Below are 16509 nucleotides of genomic sequence, written 5' to 3'. Positions count from 1 at the left end.
TCCCCTGTCGGCTCTCTCGTCGAAACGAACTGCGCGCCGAACGGAATAGGCGTACCCCAACGGCAGGCACCGCCCGCGGGGAAGCGGGCCGCAGCGTCGGAACGAAATGTGCGCCACATCGCGGCCGCGGATCGGTAGCGAGAGGTATGGGGCAGACGAGGTGGTGACCGGCCGCCCGATGCGGAGCCCCCATCCAGTCCTCCTGTCACAGAACAGCACTCGACTGCCCGCGTTGCATGCCTGCACCAGGCGTTACCGCTTGATCGCAGTGTTCCAAACTCCGGGTGAAGATGCAACGGGAGATGCATCTGCATCTTCGAATAGATATGCACCTGCAAGTGCATCTGTGTGTACGGTAGGACCGCGAATCTCGTTCATCGACAGGAACAGTGAGAGAATCATGTCCGATCCCACTTCCGAATCCTCATCGAAGCCGAGTGCAATCGCCTGGCGGAAAAGCTCCTTCAGCGGACCGAACGGCAATTGCGTTGAGCTGTCGCAGCTTCCCGGCGGCCTGATCGGAATGCGCAACTCCCGAGACCCCCAGGGTGCCGTGCTGTCCTATACGCGCGCGGAGTTCGCTACCTTGCTGCGCGATATCAAGGGCGGCCGCTTCGATAGCCTCATGCTGTAAGGTGTTGCGGGGGCGCAGCCACAAGGGGATACGGATGCTTGCCGGATGGGAGCCGACTCGATGACAGCCAGGGCCGACTCCACGGCGGCGAGGTTCGACCACAACGGTGATGTGACGGCCCGGGCCTCCATCGACCGCGGCCCCACCGTCCTGCGGATCGCGCTCGGTGTCCAGCTACGGAAACTGCGCGAGGAACGCGGGATCAGCCGCGAGACCGCGGGCGAGGCGCTGCGCGCTTCCGAATCCAAGATTGCCCGGCTCGAGTTGGGTCGAACCGGATTCAAAGTACGCGATATGGGCGACCTCCTCACGCTGTACGGCGTGCACGACGCCGACGAGCGTGATCGCTTCCTCGCTCTGGCTCGTCAGGCCAACCAGCCGGGCTGGTGGCATCGCTACAATGACCTGCTGCCCTCCTGGTTCGAGACCTACGTCGGTCTGGAACAGGCCGCCCTCGGCATTCGCATCTATGAGACCCACTACATCCCGGGCCTCTTCCAGACCGCCGACTACGCCCGCTATATCTTCGGCCTCGATTCCCGGCAGGACGCCCAGCGTCTGGTCGATATGCGGATGCGGCGCCAGCGCATATTGACTCGCACACCGAACCCTCCCAGCGTATGGGCGGTTGTCGATGAGCATGTGCTGCGCAGGCTGCCCCCGGATCCCTGCGTGGCCCGCAATCAGCTGCTGCACCTGCTCGAGCTGACCGAGCAGCCCAATATCACCATCCAGGTGCTCCCGGAATCGGCCGGTCCCACGCCCGCCGAAGGCGGCTCCTTCAGCATGCTGCGCTTCCCCGAAGAGGAACTGCCCGACATCGTCTATCTCGAACAGCTCACCAGCGCACTCTATCTCGACAAAGCGGTCGACCTGCAGCACTACCGGAAACTGATGGACACCCTGTGCGCAGGTTACGCCCACCCCGTAGGGAGAACCCCCATTCTCCTCCAGGAGCTCCTCGACGCAGTCGGCTAGCGGCGAGGGCTGGAGAATCACTCTCGGCCGACGACCCGATCGAAGACAGATGTCCACTGCGCGGGATACGGAACCGAAGCCGCACTCGCCACCGTGTCCCTTCACCGCGGGCACGACCGAACACCGGCCCCTTGCCGGAGCGGTTCTCCCGCCGAAGCGTGACGTTATGCTCTGCGGGACACACATATTCGGCTGTCAACTCCACGGCGCACGTATCCGGGCTGAGGTAACGTGTGGATCGATCACAGGCCTCAGCGATCCGATCGATCCGCCGACGTCCGTGGCCTCGGACCTGCCGACTATGAGGTGCAAGATACTGTGGATATCCGCGACGTCCCGCGCGCGCCCGGCCGATTGCCTGTCGTCGGGCACGGCTGGGGACTATGGCGTGATCCGGTCGGCTTCATGGTGGATCTTGCCCGCGTCGGGAAGATCGCGCGTGTCGATATCGGCAGTCGCGTCCTCTATGTCATCACCGATTTCGAACTACTCCACAGGGTGTTGGTCGAGAACTCGGATGCCTACGAGCGAGGGCTCCTGTTCGAACGCATCCGTCTCATTTTCGGGGAATCGCTGATCGTCGCGGACGGTGCGCAGCACAGGGATCTTCGTCGCCTGCTTCAACCAGCGTTCCACCGAACAGAGTTGGCAAGCCACGCGCACACCATGAAGCGGAACGCGGACGCATTGGCGAGTTCGTGGCGGCCGGGCCAACACGTCGAGGCGCGTTCGGCAATGTTGGAAGTGGTGATCGCCAATGTGCTCGAATCCATGTTCTCGCACAAACCCGATACCGGAGAGCTCCGGTTCATCTCGGGTGTAGTCGAGGACATAGGCGCGGGCGCCATGGTGGGCAGTGTGCTGCCCAAGAAGCTGGCGAACCTACCGTTACCCGTGAACCGCAAATTCCTTTCTGCCGGAACGCAACTGCGGGAATACTGTCAGGATCTGCTCGTCGCACGCCGGGGCAGCGGTGATCGCCGCAACGATTTGATCGATATCCTGCTGGATTCCTCAGATGACGAACACCACAGTGACAAGTTCCTGGCAGAGCAGGCCGTGACCGTACTCTTCGGCGGGATCGACCCCTCGACCACCACGCTGACCTGGGCTCTGTACGAGTTGTCGCAGCGTCCGGAGGTGGCTTCGACATTGCGGCAGGAGATCTCCGATGCGGGAGAACTCGATCCCGGAGACCTCGACCGGCTCGACTATCTGAACCGGTTCCTGAACGAGGTCACGCGGATCCATTCACCACTACTGCAAACCCGGCGCACCGTCACCACTGTCGATCTCGACGGTTTCACATTTCCGGCCGGGACAGATATCGGCTACAGCATTGCCGCCATTCATCGAAACCCGGATATATTCGCCGAGCCGGACACTTTCGACCCCGATCGGTGGCCGGCCTCGAGCGCCGGAACGAAATGCCGGAGCTTCGTCCCGTTCAGCATGGGCAATCAGATGTGCATCGGCAACAACTTCGCTTGGACGGCAATGCAGACGACGCTGCACAGTTTGTTGTCGAAGTGGGAGTTTCGGCCGGTCGTCACCGAGAAGGTCCCGCGAGCAATGGGGCCGATCCCTGGGATCGGCAAGCTTCCGCTCGAGGTTCGTCCGGTCTCCCGGTAACGGTACGGCCGATTCGATAACCGTGACGACCCCGCAGCGGCGCCGTGAATCAGGCACCTGATTTGGTGACCGCAGCTCTGCGGTATGCCGAAAACTTGCGAACCAGGACAGGCAGGACAGCAGCGGTGACGAAAAGGACGACTGCGAAGAGGACGAAGTAGAGCAGCGATCCGTTGCGGCCGAAGCGGGGGAGGAACGCGACTTCCTGGCCGGTTGCGGCGACGGCGTTGAGGAACGGGGCATAGGCCTGCAAGGTGTACCCGTGGGGCAACATATTGATGGAATTCTCGGCCACATAGACCCAGAACAGCAGAACGGCCACAGCGGCGGACGGAGTGCGAATCAACGACCCGACCGCGACACCCACACCGCAAGCGGCGAACCCGTAGCTCGGCACGGTCCAGAGGAACCGGATACCGGCCGAGTCCGTGATGTCTACAGCACCATAGATCTGGGGGAACTGGGCCGGCAGCGTGAGCATGACGACGACGAGCAGAACAACTGTCGACACCGCAGTGATGGTGCCGTAGTAGAACCACCGGGCCAGCGCAACGGTCCAGAACCGGGGAAACAGGAACGCATTGAGATCACTCGTCCGACCGCGCCACTGCGCGGCATGGGCGTAGGCGGTGGTGACCATCATGACCGAGACGGACAAGGTGATCACCCAGTACACCGAGTTGGTGGTGGAGACTGTGGCCAGGTAACTCTGTCCAGGGAGGACTGCGAGCCGTTCTGCGACGGCCGCGATTCCGAAGGTGACGATCAGCGGCAGCACGAATGTGAGGGGAACCGCGACGATCCACAGAAAACTACGCCCGGTGGTGCGGGTCCATTCGGCAGCGATACCGCGGCGGATCAGTGTGGCCGCACCGGGACTGTTCATGAGGCCGTGCCGGACGCGATATCGGTAGGCAGGCCGGCGATTCGCAGATAGGCGTCCTCGAGGCCGGTCTCGCCAGGACCCAAGGTGTCCATGAGGTGGGCGAACGGCTGGTCGGCCAGAATGCGCCGGTTTCCGAGGATGACGATATGGTCGGCGTTGCGTTCGACCTCATCGAGCAGATGCGTGGCAACGAGGACACAGGTCCCGGCATCGGCGAGGTCGCGCAGCAGTTCGCGTATCCAGCGGATGCCTGCGATATCGAGGCCGTTGAGAGGTTCGTCGAGCAACAGGGTTCGAGGTTCGGAAAGTAATGCGGCGGCGATGCCGACACGTTGGAGCATACCGAGCGAATAGTGCCCCAATCGGCGATCGGCGACCCGGGCGAGGTCGACGATCTCGAGAACGTCGCTCACCCGCCCGGTGGGGAGGCCACGGGCGCGGGTGATCCAGCGTAGGTGCCGCCGTGCGGTGTGACGTGGGTCGAAGGCCCGGTAGTCGATATGCAATCCGAGCGTCGCCGGTGTGGTGTGATGGGCGCGGACGACGGTGCCGTCTACCTGGATGGTGCCGAGGGCGGGCGCGATGACGCCGCAGATACTCCGCAGCAGTGTGGTTTTACCGGTGCCGTTGAGACCGAGCAGGTAGGTGAGTGCCCCGTCGGCCACCGTCAATTCGGGGATTTCGAGAACGGTGACGCCTGGATAGCCCAGAGTGAGGTCACGGATATCGATCACAGTGCTCGCAGCCGGTCAGAAATCGCAGGCCATCGCCAGCCCCACGGCCTTGACACCCTCACACACGGAGCTGTTGGACAGCTTCCAGACACCGTCGATACGCTTCCAGACCACGCGTGCGACCAGATCCGGTTGGCCCGCTGTCTTGCTGCGCAGCATAGCGGTGTGCACATTGCCGTCGTGGGTTTCGGGACCGGTGATCTCGTTCGATCCGCGCGGAGCTCGATACAGGCCGATGTTGTAGAGGGTGCGCGCCACCACGACGGCCCGCATACCGCCTTCCATATTGGCCGCCTTGGCCTCGTCGGAGGCGGGTTTCTCGATCAGGAACGCGACCTGGGCATCCAGATCTTCCAGGGTAGGAATCTCCCGGGTGATGAGGAACTCACCCGGCGCCGCGGAGGCGGCAGGGGCATTGACAACCGAGGCGCCGGTGGTGACCGCGGCGACCGTTGCGATTGTCGAGAGGACACCAGCAACAACTTTGAGGGTCTTCATTTTCATCCTCTGATGGACCGGGACAGCACCTGCTGCAGGCTCGACGATGCAGGTGGCCGACAAATCAGCGTGTTCGAGACTACTTCTGGTCATCTCGGCTCCTCACGGTTTGCGCCCGACGGCACCGAGCATGACCATTCGAGTGTCCGGCAAGCCGGGGCGGAGCCACTGCTGTACCGGCACCACGCCGGGATCGAGCAACTCGAAACCGGCGAGGAATGCCTCCGTCTGCGCTGTGGACCGAAAGGCCACCTGCGCCGATGTGCCGTTGGTGCCGGCGAGTACCTGGAGTATCTCCGGGGAGGAAGCACTGGAGCCATGAGTGATCGCCAGGTAACTGCCCGGCGCCATCCGATCACGGAGGGCGGCGAGGATCTCGGCGGGGTGTTCGTCGTCCATCACGTAGTGCAGCACACTGACGAGCGTGATGGCTACGGGCTCCGCGAGATCGATCAGGTCGCTCTCGATCAGCTGATCGAGAATGTCGTGGGGCCGGCGAACGTCTCCCAACAGTGCTGTGACACCGGGCGATCGGGCCAGCAGTGCATCACAATGGGTGACCACGACCTGGTCGTAGTCGACATACACCACCCGTGCCGACGGTTCGATCTCCCGAGCCACCTCGTGCACATTGGGCGAATTCGGAGTACCCGAGCCGAGATCGATGAACTGACGGATACCGGCATCAGCGGCCATCTCGACCGCTCTGCGCATGAAGCTCCGGGTGAACCAGGCCAACGTCTTGAGTTCGGGTGTGCTGGACAACATTTGACGAGCCATGTCTTGGTCGACATCGTAATTGTCCTTTCCGCCCAACAGGTAGTCGTACACCCGGGCGGAAGTCAGCTTTTCGGTGTCGAACGGGCTCGGCGTCCGGCTGCTTTCCGGCGCAGGCCCTTCGATTCCTTCGACCACGGGTGCAATCGTAGCCGACGGCCACCTCGGGTGTGCGTTCCTCCGGAGATCTCTCGGCCTCACACGGAGTGGGATACGGGTTACCCGAACGAGTCAGCGCTCAGCCCGGCCGAACCGCGCTCCCCGGATCCGGCTGTCGACGAAACATCTTCCGGCGAAATGCGTTCCGGCGGCGCTGCGTGACCACCGGTCGTCTTCACAGATCGGTTTCGGCCAGGGCGACTGCGTGAGCTACTGCGGACCGTGCCCGGTCGACGGTGCTGTACCGGCCCAGACCACACGGGGCCGCGATATCCAACAGGCCGCCGTAGGCCGACTCCGCCGCCGCCAGGCTCTGTCGTGCTTGCTCGAGCGGCTGCTCCGGATGCGCGAGCCCGGCGGCAACTCGCGTAGTGGCGGGCAATTCGAGGCGGGCCAAGGGCTCGTAGTACCGCGGTTGCACCGGTGCCAGCTTGCCGTTGCCGATGGGCAGGTGGACGAACTCGAGATGCCTTCCCGCGGGCCAGTATCGCGCAATCGCGTTGGCCAGCACGACGACCGCCTCCGTGGACCTCGGCGCCACGACCGGCTTGTCGTCGAGGCTCCCGTAGCAGAGGTGTACCCCAAAACGGGCACCGTGGGGTGCCCGTGCCACGAGGCGTGCGATCGCTCGACCCGCCGCGGTGGCCACAGCCTGCCGCAGGACAGCGGGCAGCCGTGCGCAGAGCAGCGTCTCCGCGGCAAGTTCGAGTTGGAATACGACGTTGTCCCCCAACGACTCGTGGATCCGGAGGATTTCCCTGACGGTCGCGTCGACGATCGGGCGGTAGTAGGGGAAGCGTCGGTCACCGCGGTGCGCCGAGCGTCGGCGCCACACGAGCATCCGTGCCTCGAATGCGATGAAACCGATGACGAACGGCGTCGGTATGCCTACCTGTAAACGTAGTCCGGGATCTGTTCGGCGCATATCGGCCAATGCCTCGACGGCACGGCCGGCTTCCTCCGCATAGCCGAGTGCGGCGTCGATATCTGCTTCGCCCAGCGATCGCCCCGGCCGGAGCCGAAAGGTGTTGCGGGAACGCAGCGTCGACCAATCACCGCGCCGCACCGCTTCCAGCGCGGGGATGCTGTCGAGCCGATCGATGATGGGCCTGATGTACCACTGGGCGCGATAGGGATCCGCTTCGCCACCGGGAACCAGGCCATCCAGGAATTCACCGGCAGTGTCGACGGCGAACGCCATCGCCTTGGCTGGATTGTCCAACTGTGCGGGCAAGCTGCCCACGAAGTGAACCCTACGCTTCGGCTGCACGTCGTCAGTGTCGCACAGGGCTGTCCCGGCAGGACGGTCAGATCCCGATGAGCCTCAATGATTACCTGCGCGAGAGCGGAGGTTTTGTGGGTCCTGCCAACGGGCGGTTGCTAGATTGCCGGTATGGAAGCCGCGCATCAGGGGGCCGCGGGCAGGCTGCGTAGTCTGCCGACGCGACTGATCAACCAGACCGCGCTACTGGCCGACCGGGCGACCGAACAGGCGATGGCCGGTACGGGTTCGCGCCGGTACCACTACGCGGTGCTGACCACGCTGGACGAAGGCGGCGCCACCAGTCAGGCCGAACTCGGGCGCCGCACCGGAATCGATCGCAGCGATATCGTCGCCGTCCTGAACGACCTGGTGGCCAGGGGGTTCGTGGAGCGCACCGCCGATCCGGATGATCGGCGGCGCAATATCGTGAACCTGGCGGGTCCCGGCCGGGAACATCTCCGCGAGCTGGACCGCAGACTGGACCTCGCTCAACAGGATCTGCTCGCCGCTCTATCCGCCGCGGAACGCCGCACTCTGGTTACGCTGCTCGGCCGGATACTCGACGATCACGCGACGCGGCCGGCCGGGAAATAGTCCGGCGGCGGAGTCGGTCAGCAGCTGCGGACCATGGTCTGCTGGTGGACTCGTTTGCCCTGGTAACGCAGCCCCGGCACCGGCGGCGTCGATCCGTGCGGGGCAAAACCCATCCGTTCGAAGAACCGGACAGCCCGGGTGTTCTCGACCAATGTCTGCAGATAGCACCCGGAGGAACCCGCCGACCGGAGCCGCGCGAACCAATGTTCCATCAGTCCGTCCGCCGCGCCGGTGCCTCGGGCCTCGGGCACGACATTGATGTGCAGATGAGAAGGCCAGCGCGGATCGTGGATTTCACCGGCGGCCGGTGTACGGCGCAGCGCCGCGCTCGCGGCGTCGAATGCGCTGCGGGCGAAGAACAGAACCGGCCGGGGACGCAGGATCAGGCGGTGCGCCCGGATGGCGTCCGCGATTCGCTGGTCCTCGCCCGGGAAAGCGTCCGTATCCACGCAACCGGTGAGGTAACCGATCAGTTCGCCGTCGGATTCGGCCAGGAACAACGATTCGGGTTCGCGTTCCATATAGGGATCGAGGTATATCTGCGCCTCGGATTCGGGATGGCCCCACAGGGATTCGGTCGGCGAACCCTGTCCCGCCCGCAACGCCAGCTGCCGTAGTGCCGGTCGGTCCCGTTCCTCGAACGTTCGGATTCGCATGGCGGCAATCTATCTCGAAGCGCCGCTCAGGCGGTGAGTTCCCGTTCCAGGGGAGTGCGGAAGCGGGGGATCGGCCGGAGCTCGCCGTACCAGCCCGCGGCGCGCTCGGCCTCGGCGGTGACGAGGGCGCGGGCATCGGCCCCGATATCTTCCAGCAGCCGGGTCACGATCTCACCGTCCTTACGTTGCGCCCAGCCCCCGACTATCCGGCCGTCGAACCAGATACTCGGCCCGATATTGCCGTTGCGGTCGAACAGTTGTTCTTTGTGCCCGCCCAGGTACCAGTCGCGGGATTGCCAGCCCATCGGCGTGGGGTCCAGTGCGGGCAGCAGGGCCGCCCAGGGTTGCGGCGGCGGGACCGGGTCGAGATCCTCGGCGAGGAGCAGCCCGGTGGTGCCGTCGAGATCGACCTCCACCGTATCGAGCCGGGCCAGTGTTGTGCGGACCTGCCCCAGCGTCCAGCCCGTCCACCATTTGATATCGCCGATCGGGGCGGGGCCGAAGGTCCGCAGCCAGCGGCGTACCAGTTCGGTGCGGGCAACGCCGGCGTCCAGGTCGTCGATGGGCGCGGGCAGCCAGGATTCGGCCGGCGCCCACGAATACTGGCTGCTGGACCAGCTGCCGCCCGGCCGGGCCCGGACGATCCGCCCCTCGGTGCCGAGTAGTAGGAGCACCCAGGTGGTGATGGAGGTCGGTTTGGAGTACGACTTCTCAGGGCTCGTATTCACCTGGGTGCGCAGCGCGGGGACATCCTTGCTCAGCTGGGCGCCGGTAGCGCTGCCCCGTGCCAGAAGCGCGCGATAGGTGTCGTCTGCGACGGTGGCCAGCCAGGACTCCGGATCGCCGTCGCCGATACCGGCGTCCGCCAGGTACTTCGCGTAGGTGCGGCGTTGCCGGGCAGCCAGATCGCCGGCGCAGGAGGCGTGCAGCACGGGCGCCAGCTCGACCGGCGCCACGAACATGGTGCGCCGCATCGCCAGCATGCGCAGCAGCGAACGATCGTCGTACAGTGCGCGCTCGACGTGGGCCGGACCGAGCGCCGTGCCCCGAGCGGCCACCGAGAGGTGCACGGTGGCCGGATCGGTGGCGTGCAGTACCACCAGGGAGCGCGCGATTTCGGCGACGTCGCCGCTACGAGACTCGACTGCCAGCCGATGCCGGATCCCGAGGCGTGCCCGTCGCTGCTCGGTGGTGAAGGCGTACATGAGGCGGATGGTAGCGGTGCCCACCGACATTCGCGGCTGCGCGGAGGCCGGCGCCTGGGTCGCGCCACTGCTCACCGCCGGGGCGCGCAGCAGGCTGCGAACTGCCGTTACCGCCCACCGGCCGGTGGGCCGGTTCCTGCACCGGAACGGTCGTACCCCGGCGGCGGTGGGCCTGTCGCCGCGACGCGAGAGATCCAGCGGTCGCCGGATCGGAGCGGGCGGCTCGGAGCGGGCGCTCGAAGCCGGGCTCGGTGATCAGCCCGCGGCATGGCCCCCGCAGTGGCGGCTCCTCGGGGGCGGGGATCTCCTCGGGGGCGGGGATATTGCCCACGCCGCGTTGTTGCGGCGAATTGCCGACGGGCCCAGTGTGGTTCCCGCTCACCCGGCCTCCGGCGTGGAAATATTCCCGTTATGAGCAGACGTGCACTGAGCTATTTGGCCGGGTTACTGCTCCCGGCGTTGACGGCGACCCTGCTGGCCGCTCCCGCGGCCGCGTCCGACGCCTGCTCGGTGCATACGCGCCCGGTCGCGGTGCCGGTCGACGGTGAAATGGCCACCGGCCTGGTGTACGAACCGCAGGGCTGTACCGTCGGCAACGCCCTGGTGGTGGCCGCACACGGGCACAAGGGGTCCGCGGCCCAGTACTCCGAGTACCTGATCTCGATCGCCGCCCGCACCGCGACCCCGATCCTGTCCATGGATATGCGCGGCAGCCCGCAGTGGCCGACCGGCGATTGGAACCTGTGGGCCGGCTGGCGCGATCTGGTGGCCGCCACCCAGTGGTACAAGTGGATGAATCCCAGGGTCGCGCGCACCCTGCTGTGGGGCTGGAGCCAGGGCGCCATGACTTCCGGCCTGGCCGCCGCCTACGGACCCGCCGGTTTGTTCGACTACTGGGTCGATACCTTCGGCCCGTCGGATCTGTTCACCCATTTCCAGGGGCCCGCCGCCGACTATCCCGCGCTGCAGACCCAGATCCAGCGGGATGCCGGTGGTTGTGTCCCGGCCGTCTGCCCGCTCGCCTACGCCGAACGCTCCCCGGCGCTGCAAGCCGGCCGGATGAATATCCGGCACGCCTTCCTCATCCACGGCACCGCCGACGAGGTGGTGCCCTATGCGGCCAGTATGCAGATGCGTACCGCCCTCATGCTGGCCGGCAAACCGAGCACGATGTACTCCATCGTCAGCGGTCGCACTCTGGACGGTGTGGTGGAACCGGGCCGCCACAATGTCGGCCCGGCGCTGTTCGAAGCGGGCTGCGTGGTCGAACGACTGCTCCTGGGCACCGAACCCCTCGACGGCAACCGCGACTTCCTGGTCGATGTCGCGGCCGGGGTCGTCGCCGCGCCTCCGGCCCCGCCCGGCGCCAAATGCGCGGCATAACGTGCGGGCCGTTCAGACCACCGAATACCCGCCGTCGACACCGAGTACCTGCCCGGTGACCCAGGAATCCGGATGTGCCAGCGCGACCACCCATTCGGCCACATCGCTGGGCCGGCCCCGGCGGCCCAGCGGAATCTGCGCGGCTTCCTGCGCTTTCACCTGTTCGGCTTCGGTGGCGGACAGGCCCATCCGGTCCAGTGCTTCACTCTCGGTCGGCCCCGGCGCCACCGCGTTCACCCGGATCCCGGTATCGGCCAATTCCACCGCCCAGCTCCGGGTCAGCTGTTCGAGTGCGGCTTTCCCCGCCCCGTAGTGGCTGATGCCGGGCGCCGTCTTGGCGCCGAAAGTACTGGAAATGTTGATCACCGCGCCGCCACGGACGCGCAGATACGGCAGGGCGGCCTGTGTCACCAGGGTCGGTCCCAGAACATTCGTGGCCCACATGCGCAGGGCATCATCCGGATCGATCTCGCCGAGCCGGGCCGCGATACCGAACCCGGCATTGTTGACGACCACATCGAGTCGTCCGTTCATTTCCTGTGCAGCGCGAACCATGGTGGCGGCGTCGTCTGGGTCGGAGACGTCACCGACGTGGATACTCAGGGCCTTGGACCGGCGTGCGGTGTGCTCGAGCGCCGCCCGGCGCCGGCCGGTCACCACGACATCCATCCCACGGTCGGCCAGTGCCACCGCCACGGCGGCCCCGATACCGGAACCGCCGCCGGTGACCAGGGCGGTGAGGCCGGACAGGTCACCGTACGGCCGGCTGCTCGACGAGGAATGTTGTGCGGGGGAATCAATCGCCATGGCACCGACGCTAAACAGTGACACAGGTGTCAAGAGCAAGTCCGGAAGGCGATATGCGTATCGGTGAACTGTCGCGGCGGACCGGAGTGAGCCCGCGCTCTCTGCGGTACTACGAACAGAACGAGCTGCTACGGTCCGGCCGCAGCGCCAACGGCTGGCGGGAATACGAAGAATCCTGTGTCGGCCGAGTACGCAAGATCGCCGATCTGTTGCGGCGCGGACTCACCGTGGAGGGGATCAGACAGCTCGACGCGTGCCTCGATCTGCCCGATATGGAGGTGTGCGACGATCCCGGACACGCTGCCGAGGTCTATCGGGCTCGGCTGGGGGTGCTGAACGACCGGCTCGAACGCCTGCATGCGCAGCGTACGAACCTCATGGAGACACTCGGCGAGCTGGAATTAGCGCAATCACGCGTGCCGGACCCGGCGAAGCCACCCGGGCCGGCCTGACCGGCAGACCGGGGCCGGCCCAGCGTGCGGGTCCGGTCCGACAGGCTGCCGGGATCAGAGGGATTTCACCCAGTTGGACAGCAGCTGAGCGCCCGCGTCCCCGGACTTCTCCGGGTGGAACTGAGTGGCCGACAGGGCGCCGTTCTCGACCGCGGCCAGGAAGCGGCTGCCGTGTTCGGTCCAGGTGAGCTTGGGGGCGGCGAGATGGTCGCTGGGCGGCAGGTCCCAGGACCGGGCGGCATAGGTGTGGACGAAATAGAAACGGGTGCCGGCGTCCATACCGGCGAACAGCACGCTCTCCGCGGGGGCTTCGACGGTGTTCCAGCCCATATGCGGCAGTACGGGGGCGTCGAGTTTGTCGACGGTACCGGGCCATTCCCCGCAACCCTCGGTTTCCACCCCGAATTCCACCCCGCGATCGAACAGGATCTGCATACCCACACAGATGCCGAGCACCGGCCGGCCGCCGGCCAGCCGCTGGCCGATGATGCGTTCGCCGCGCACCTCCCGCAGTCCCGCCATACAGGCCGCGAAGGCGCCGACACCCGGAACCACCAGGCCGTCCGCCGCGAGCGCTGCCGTGTGATCGGCGGTCACCTCGACCTGCGCACCCGCCCGGACCAGGGCGCGTTCGGCGGAATGCAGATTGCCGGAGCCGTAGTCCAGCAGAACAACCGAAGTCACAGTGCCCCCTTCGTCGACGGCACACCCTGCACCCGCGGGTCGGGTTCGACAGCGGCGCGCAGCGCCCGGGCGACCGCCTTGTATTCGGCTTCGGTGACGTGATGCTGATCGCGGCCGTAGAGCACCCGCACGTGCAGCGCGATCCGGGCGTTGAGTGCGATGGATTCGAAGACGTGCCGGTTGAGCACCGTCGAATACGGTGCGCCGGGGTCGTTGCGGCCGCGTACGGGTGCGCCGGGGATCACGGCGTGCAGCAGATGATCGGGTTCACCGGTGTGCACGCAGTAGGGGCGGCCGGACACATCGACGGCGGCGTGCGCCAGGGTTTCGTCCATCGGGATGTAGGCGTCGCCGAAGCGGCGGATGCCTTTCTTGTCGCCGAGTGCCTGGCCGAGCGCCTGCCCGAACACGATGGCGGTGTCCTCGACGGTGTGGTGCGCCTCGATCTCGATATCGCCGTCGGCGCGCACCATGAGGTCGAAACTGGCGTGGGAGCCGAGCGCGGTGAGCATATGGTCGTAGAACGGGACACCGGTGGAGATATCGGTCTGCCCGGTGCCGTCCAGGTTCAGTTCCACCACGATGCTGGATTCCTTCGTGGTGCGCTCCACTCGCGCGGTTCGGTTCATGCTCACTTCCGTTTGTCGCTTCAGCTCTGCGGGGTCAGTTCGGTGGCGGCCAGTTTGGCGCTGACCCGCAGGAATTCGTCGTTCTCGGCGGCCAGTCCGATGGTGGCGCGCAGATGTCCGGGGATCCCCACATCCCGGATGAGGACACCTTCGTCCAGGTAGTGCTGCCAGGCGCGGGGCGCGTCGTGGAACGTTCCGAACAGCAGGAAGTTCGCATCGCTGGGCACCACATGGAAACCGAGGCCGGTCAGTTCCCGGGCGACTCGATCGCGCTGGGCGGCCAGTTCCGCGACGCTCGCCAAGGTTTCGGCGGCATGCTGCAGGGCGGCGCGTGCCGCGGCCTGGGTGACCACCGACAGGTGATACGGCAACCGCACCAGCAGCAGCGCGTCGATCACCGCCGGTGCCGCGACGAGATAGCCGAGCCGGCCGCCGGCGAAGGCGAACGCCTTGCTCATGGTGCGGCTGACCACCAGTTTCGCCGGATAACTGTCGATGAGACCGATTGCGCTGGGTTGTGCGGAGAACTCGCCGTAGGCCTCGTCCACGATCACGATGCCCGGGGCGGCCTCGAGGATCCGGGCCAGCTCCGGCGCCGGGATACTGTGCCCGGTCGGGTTGTTGGGGCTGGTCACGAACACCACATCGGGCCGGCGTTCGGCGATGGCGGCCAGCGCGGCGTCGATATCGATGGAGAAATCGGCGGACCGTTTCGCCTCCACCCATTCGGTGTCGATGCCCTCGGAGATGATCGGATGCATCGAATACGAGGGAACGAGACCCAGTGCCCGCCGGCCCGGCCCGCCGAAGGCCTGCAGCAGTTGCTGCAGGATCTCGTTGGACCCGTTGGCCGCCCAGACATTCGCCGCGTCCACCGCGATACCGGTCTGGCGGGTGAGGTAGGCGGCGAGATCGGTGCGCAACCCGACGGCGTCGCGGTCGGGATAGCGGTGCAGATCGGCGGCGGCGGCGCGGACCGCCTCGGCCACATCGTCGACCAGTGCGCGGGTCGGCGGATGCGGATTCTCGTTGGTGTTGAGCTGAACCGGGACACTGAGTTGCGGTGCCCCGTAAGGCGATTTACCGCGCAGGTTCTCGCGCAGCGGGAGGGCGTCGAGCCCGATACCGGCTCCGGGCACCGCGGGGCGCGGCCCGGCCGGGGCAGCGCCGGGAGTGGGGGCGGTCATGACAGCGCCTCGAAACGGGCCTGGACGGCCTGGCCGTGCGCGGGCAGGTCCTCGGCGTCGGCCAGTGCCACCACATGTCCGGCGACATCTTTCAACGCCGCCTCGGTGTATTCCACGACGTGGATACCGCGCAGGAACGTCTGCACGCTCAGCCCGGAGGAATGCCGGGCGCATCCGGCGGTGGGCAGAACGTGATTGGAGCCGGCGCAATAATCGCCGAGGCTCACCGGGGCGTACGGGCCGACGAAGATCGCGCCCGCGCTACGCACCCGGGCGGCGACCGCGGTGGCCTGGGCGGTCTGGATTTCCAGGTGTTCGGCGGCGTAGGCGTTCACCACTCGCAGCCCCTGGTCGATATCGTCGACCAGCACCGTGCCGGATTGGGCGCCGGACAGCGCCGCGGTCACCCGTTCGGCATGTTTCACAACGGTCAGCTGCGTGGTCAGTGCCGCGTCCACGGCGTCGGCGAGGGCGGGGCTGTCGGTGACCAGCACGCTCGCGGCGAGCACATCGTGTTCGGCCTGGCTGATGAGGTCGGCGGCCACATGCACCGGATCGGCGGTGGCGTCGGCCAGGATCGCGATCTCGGTGGGGCCGGCCTCGGCGTCGATCCCGACCAGACCGCGGCACAGCCGTTTGGCGGCGGTGACATAGATATTGCCGGGACCGGTGATCAGGTCGACCGGGGCCAGATCGGCGCCGTCGGTATCGGCACCCCCGTAGGACAGCAGGGCGACCGCCTGCGCGCCGCCGACGGCCCACACCTCCTCGACGCCCAGCAGCCGGGCAGCGGCCAGCACGGTCGGATGCGGCAGCCCGCCGAACTGTTCCTGCGGGGGCGAGGCCACCACCAGCGATTCCACCCCGGCCGCCTGCGCGGGGACGACGTTCATCACGACACTGGACGGGTAGACGGCGTTACCGCCGGGCACATACAGTCCGACCCGCTCCACCGGCACCCAGCGTTCGGTGACGGTGCCGCCGGGCACCACCTCGGTGGTGGTATCGGTGCGCCGCTGATCCGCGTGCACGGCGCGGGTCCGCGCGATCGCGACCTCGAGCGCCGCCCGGACCGCCGGATCCAGCCTGTCGAGGGCGGCCGCCAGTTCCGCGGCCGGTACACGCACGGTCTCCGGGGTCACCCCGTCGAATTTCGCGCCGAATTCCAGGGCCGCGGCCGCGCCGCGGTCCCGGACCGCCTCCACCACCGGCCGCACCTGATGCAGTACCGAGTCCACATCGACCCCGCCGCGCGGCAGCGCGGTGCGCAGCTGCGCGGTGGTGGGCGTGCGGCCGCGCAGGTCTACGCGGGCGAGCTCGATACGGGATGTCATGGTGGTATCGGTCCTT

The 16509-nt window shown here is 66.6% G+C and carries 19 protein-coding genes; 7 read left to right on the top strand and 12 right to left on the bottom strand.

All coding sequences use genetic code 11. The features are described 5' to 3' along the window. The first annotated feature begins 400 nt into the window (after nt 1-400). The 3 genes from QH196_RS12985 to QH196_RS12975 all read left to right on the top strand — a co-directional run bounded on the left by QH196_RS12985 (nt 401) and on the right by QH196_RS12975 (nt 3244). On the top strand, nt 401-634 hold the full coding sequence (locus QH196_RS12985) for a DUF397 domain-containing protein (RefSeq protein WP_280416026.1): 234 nt from the start codon (nt 401-403) through the stop codon (nt 632-634). A gap of 60 nt (nt 635-694) precedes the next feature. After that, nucleotides 695-1612, top strand: a complete 918-nt coding sequence (locus QH196_RS12980) for a helix-turn-helix domain-containing protein (RefSeq protein WP_280416025.1) — start codon at nt 695-697, stop codon at nt 1610-1612. A 318-nt stretch (nt 1613-1930) separates the two neighbouring features. Continuing rightward, a complete protein-coding gene (locus QH196_RS12975) occupies nt 1931-3244 on the top strand; it encodes a cytochrome P450 (RefSeq protein WP_280416024.1) in 1314 nt (437 codons plus the stop codon). A 49-nt stretch (nt 3245-3293) separates the two neighbouring features. Here the strand turns inward: QH196_RS12975 and QH196_RS12970 are convergent, their stop codons facing one another. The 5 genes from QH196_RS12970 to QH196_RS12950 form a co-directional block, all read right to left on the bottom strand. Beyond that, nucleotides 3294-4130, bottom strand: coding sequence for an ABC transporter permease (locus QH196_RS12970; protein WP_280416023.1), 837 nt, complete (start codon nt 4128-4130; stop codon nt 3294-3296). Continuing rightward, on the bottom strand, nt 4127-4864 hold the full coding sequence (locus tag QH196_RS12965) for an ABC transporter ATP-binding protein (protein ID WP_280416022.1): 738 nt from the start codon (nt 4862-4864) through the stop codon (nt 4127-4129). Before QH196_RS12965 ends, QH196_RS12970 begins: the two co-directional genes overlap by 4 nt. A 15-nt stretch (nt 4865-4879) precedes the next feature. Then, a complete protein-coding gene (locus QH196_RS12960) occupies nt 4880-5362 on the bottom strand; it encodes a hypothetical protein (protein WP_280416021.1) in 483 nt (160 codons plus the stop codon). A 102-nt stretch (nt 5363-5464) separates the two neighbouring features. Beyond that, on the bottom strand, nt 5465-6277 hold the full coding sequence (locus QH196_RS12955) for an SAM-dependent methyltransferase (protein WP_280416020.1): 813 nt from the start codon (nt 6275-6277) through the stop codon (nt 5465-5467). A gap of 196 nt (nt 6278-6473) precedes the next feature. Next, nucleotides 6474-7541: a hypothetical protein gene (locus QH196_RS12950; protein ID WP_280416019.1), complete on the bottom strand. Its 1068-nt coding sequence runs from the start codon at nt 7539-7541 to the stop codon at nt 6474-6476. A 150-nt stretch (nt 7542-7691) separates the two neighbouring features. Here QH196_RS12950 and QH196_RS12945 point away from each other — a divergent pair, with 150 nt between their 5' ends. After that, on the top strand, nt 7692-8156 hold the full coding sequence (locus QH196_RS12945; RefSeq protein ID WP_280416018.1) for a MarR family winged helix-turn-helix transcriptional regulator: 465 nt from the start codon (nt 7692-7694) through the stop codon (nt 8154-8156). A 17-nt stretch (nt 8157-8173) separates the two neighbouring features. Here the strand turns inward: QH196_RS12945 and QH196_RS12940 are convergent, their stop codons facing one another. Both QH196_RS12940 and QH196_RS12935 read right to left on the bottom strand, forming a co-directional pair. Beyond that, a complete protein-coding gene (locus tag QH196_RS12940) occupies nt 8174-8812 on the bottom strand; it encodes a GNAT family N-acetyltransferase (protein ID WP_280416017.1) in 639 nt (212 codons plus the stop codon). A gap of 26 nt (nt 8813-8838) precedes the next feature. After that, a complete protein-coding gene (locus QH196_RS12935) occupies nt 8839-10017 on the bottom strand; it encodes a winged helix DNA-binding domain-containing protein (RefSeq protein ID WP_280416016.1) in 1179 nt (392 codons plus the stop codon). Between the two features lie 16 nt (nt 10018-10033). On the opposite strand from QH196_RS12935, the gene QH196_RS12930 reads away from it, so the two are divergent. Both QH196_RS12930 and QH196_RS12925 read left to right on the top strand, forming a co-directional pair. Further along, on the top strand, nt 10034-10432 hold the full coding sequence (locus QH196_RS12930; protein WP_280416015.1) for a hypothetical protein: 399 nt from the start codon (nt 10034-10036) through the stop codon (nt 10430-10432). Next, complete coding sequence (locus QH196_RS12925; protein ID WP_280416014.1) at nt 10429-11400, top strand: alpha/beta hydrolase family protein; 972 nt, start codon at nt 10429-10431, stop codon at nt 11398-11400. Before QH196_RS12930 ends, QH196_RS12925 begins: the two co-directional genes overlap by 4 nt. A gap of 12 nt (nt 11401-11412) precedes the next feature. Here the strand turns inward: QH196_RS12925 and QH196_RS12920 are convergent, their stop codons facing one another. Next, the gene (locus QH196_RS12920; RefSeq protein WP_280416013.1) at nt 11413-12207 is read right to left on the bottom strand and encodes an SDR family NAD(P)-dependent oxidoreductase; all 795 of its coding nucleotides are present in this window, start codon (nt 12205-12207) and stop codon (nt 11413-11415) included. Nucleotides 12208-12233: 26 nt separating this feature from the next. Here QH196_RS12920 and QH196_RS12915 point away from each other — a divergent pair, with 26 nt between their 5' ends. After that, complete coding sequence (locus tag QH196_RS12915) at nt 12234-12659, top strand: MerR family transcriptional regulator (protein ID WP_280416012.1); 426 nt, start codon at nt 12234-12236, stop codon at nt 12657-12659. A 54-nt stretch (nt 12660-12713) separates the two neighbouring features. Here QH196_RS12915 and hisH read toward each other — a convergent pair whose 3' ends face one another. The 4 genes from hisH to hisD are packed head-to-tail and all read right to left on the bottom strand — an operon-like array spanning nt 12714 to nt 16493. Further along, nucleotides 12714-13343, bottom strand: coding sequence for an imidazole glycerol phosphate synthase subunit HisH (hisH, locus tag QH196_RS12910; RefSeq protein WP_280416011.1), 630 nt, complete (start codon nt 13341-13343; stop codon nt 12714-12716). Beyond that, nucleotides 13340-13972 carry an imidazoleglycerol-phosphate dehydratase HisB gene (gene hisB / locus QH196_RS12905; RefSeq protein ID WP_280416010.1) on the bottom strand — a complete coding sequence of 211 codons (633 nt, stop codon included), beginning with the start codon at nt 13970-13972 and terminating at the stop codon, nt 13340-13342. Before hisB ends, hisH begins: the two co-directional genes overlap by 4 nt. A 20-nt stretch (nt 13973-13992) precedes the next feature. Next, nucleotides 13993-15159, bottom strand: a complete 1167-nt coding sequence (locus QH196_RS12900) for a histidinol-phosphate transaminase (protein ID WP_280416009.1) — start codon at nt 15157-15159, stop codon at nt 13993-13995. Then, on the bottom strand, nt 15156-16493 hold the full coding sequence (gene hisD / locus QH196_RS12895) for a histidinol dehydrogenase (RefSeq protein ID WP_280416008.1): 1338 nt from the start codon (nt 16491-16493) through the stop codon (nt 15156-15158). The genes QH196_RS12900 and hisD overlap by 4 nt, the downstream gene beginning before the upstream one ends. Between the last annotated feature and the right edge of the window lie 16 nt (nt 16494-16509).

This window comes from Nocardia carnea (assembly GCF_029868325.1).
GTDB classification, from domain to species: domain Bacteria; phylum Actinomycetota; class Actinomycetes; order Mycobacteriales; family Mycobacteriaceae; genus Nocardia; species Nocardia carnea_C.
Note: the sequence above shows the minus strand (reverse complement) of the source record. Positions and strands in the feature narration are given on the sequence as shown.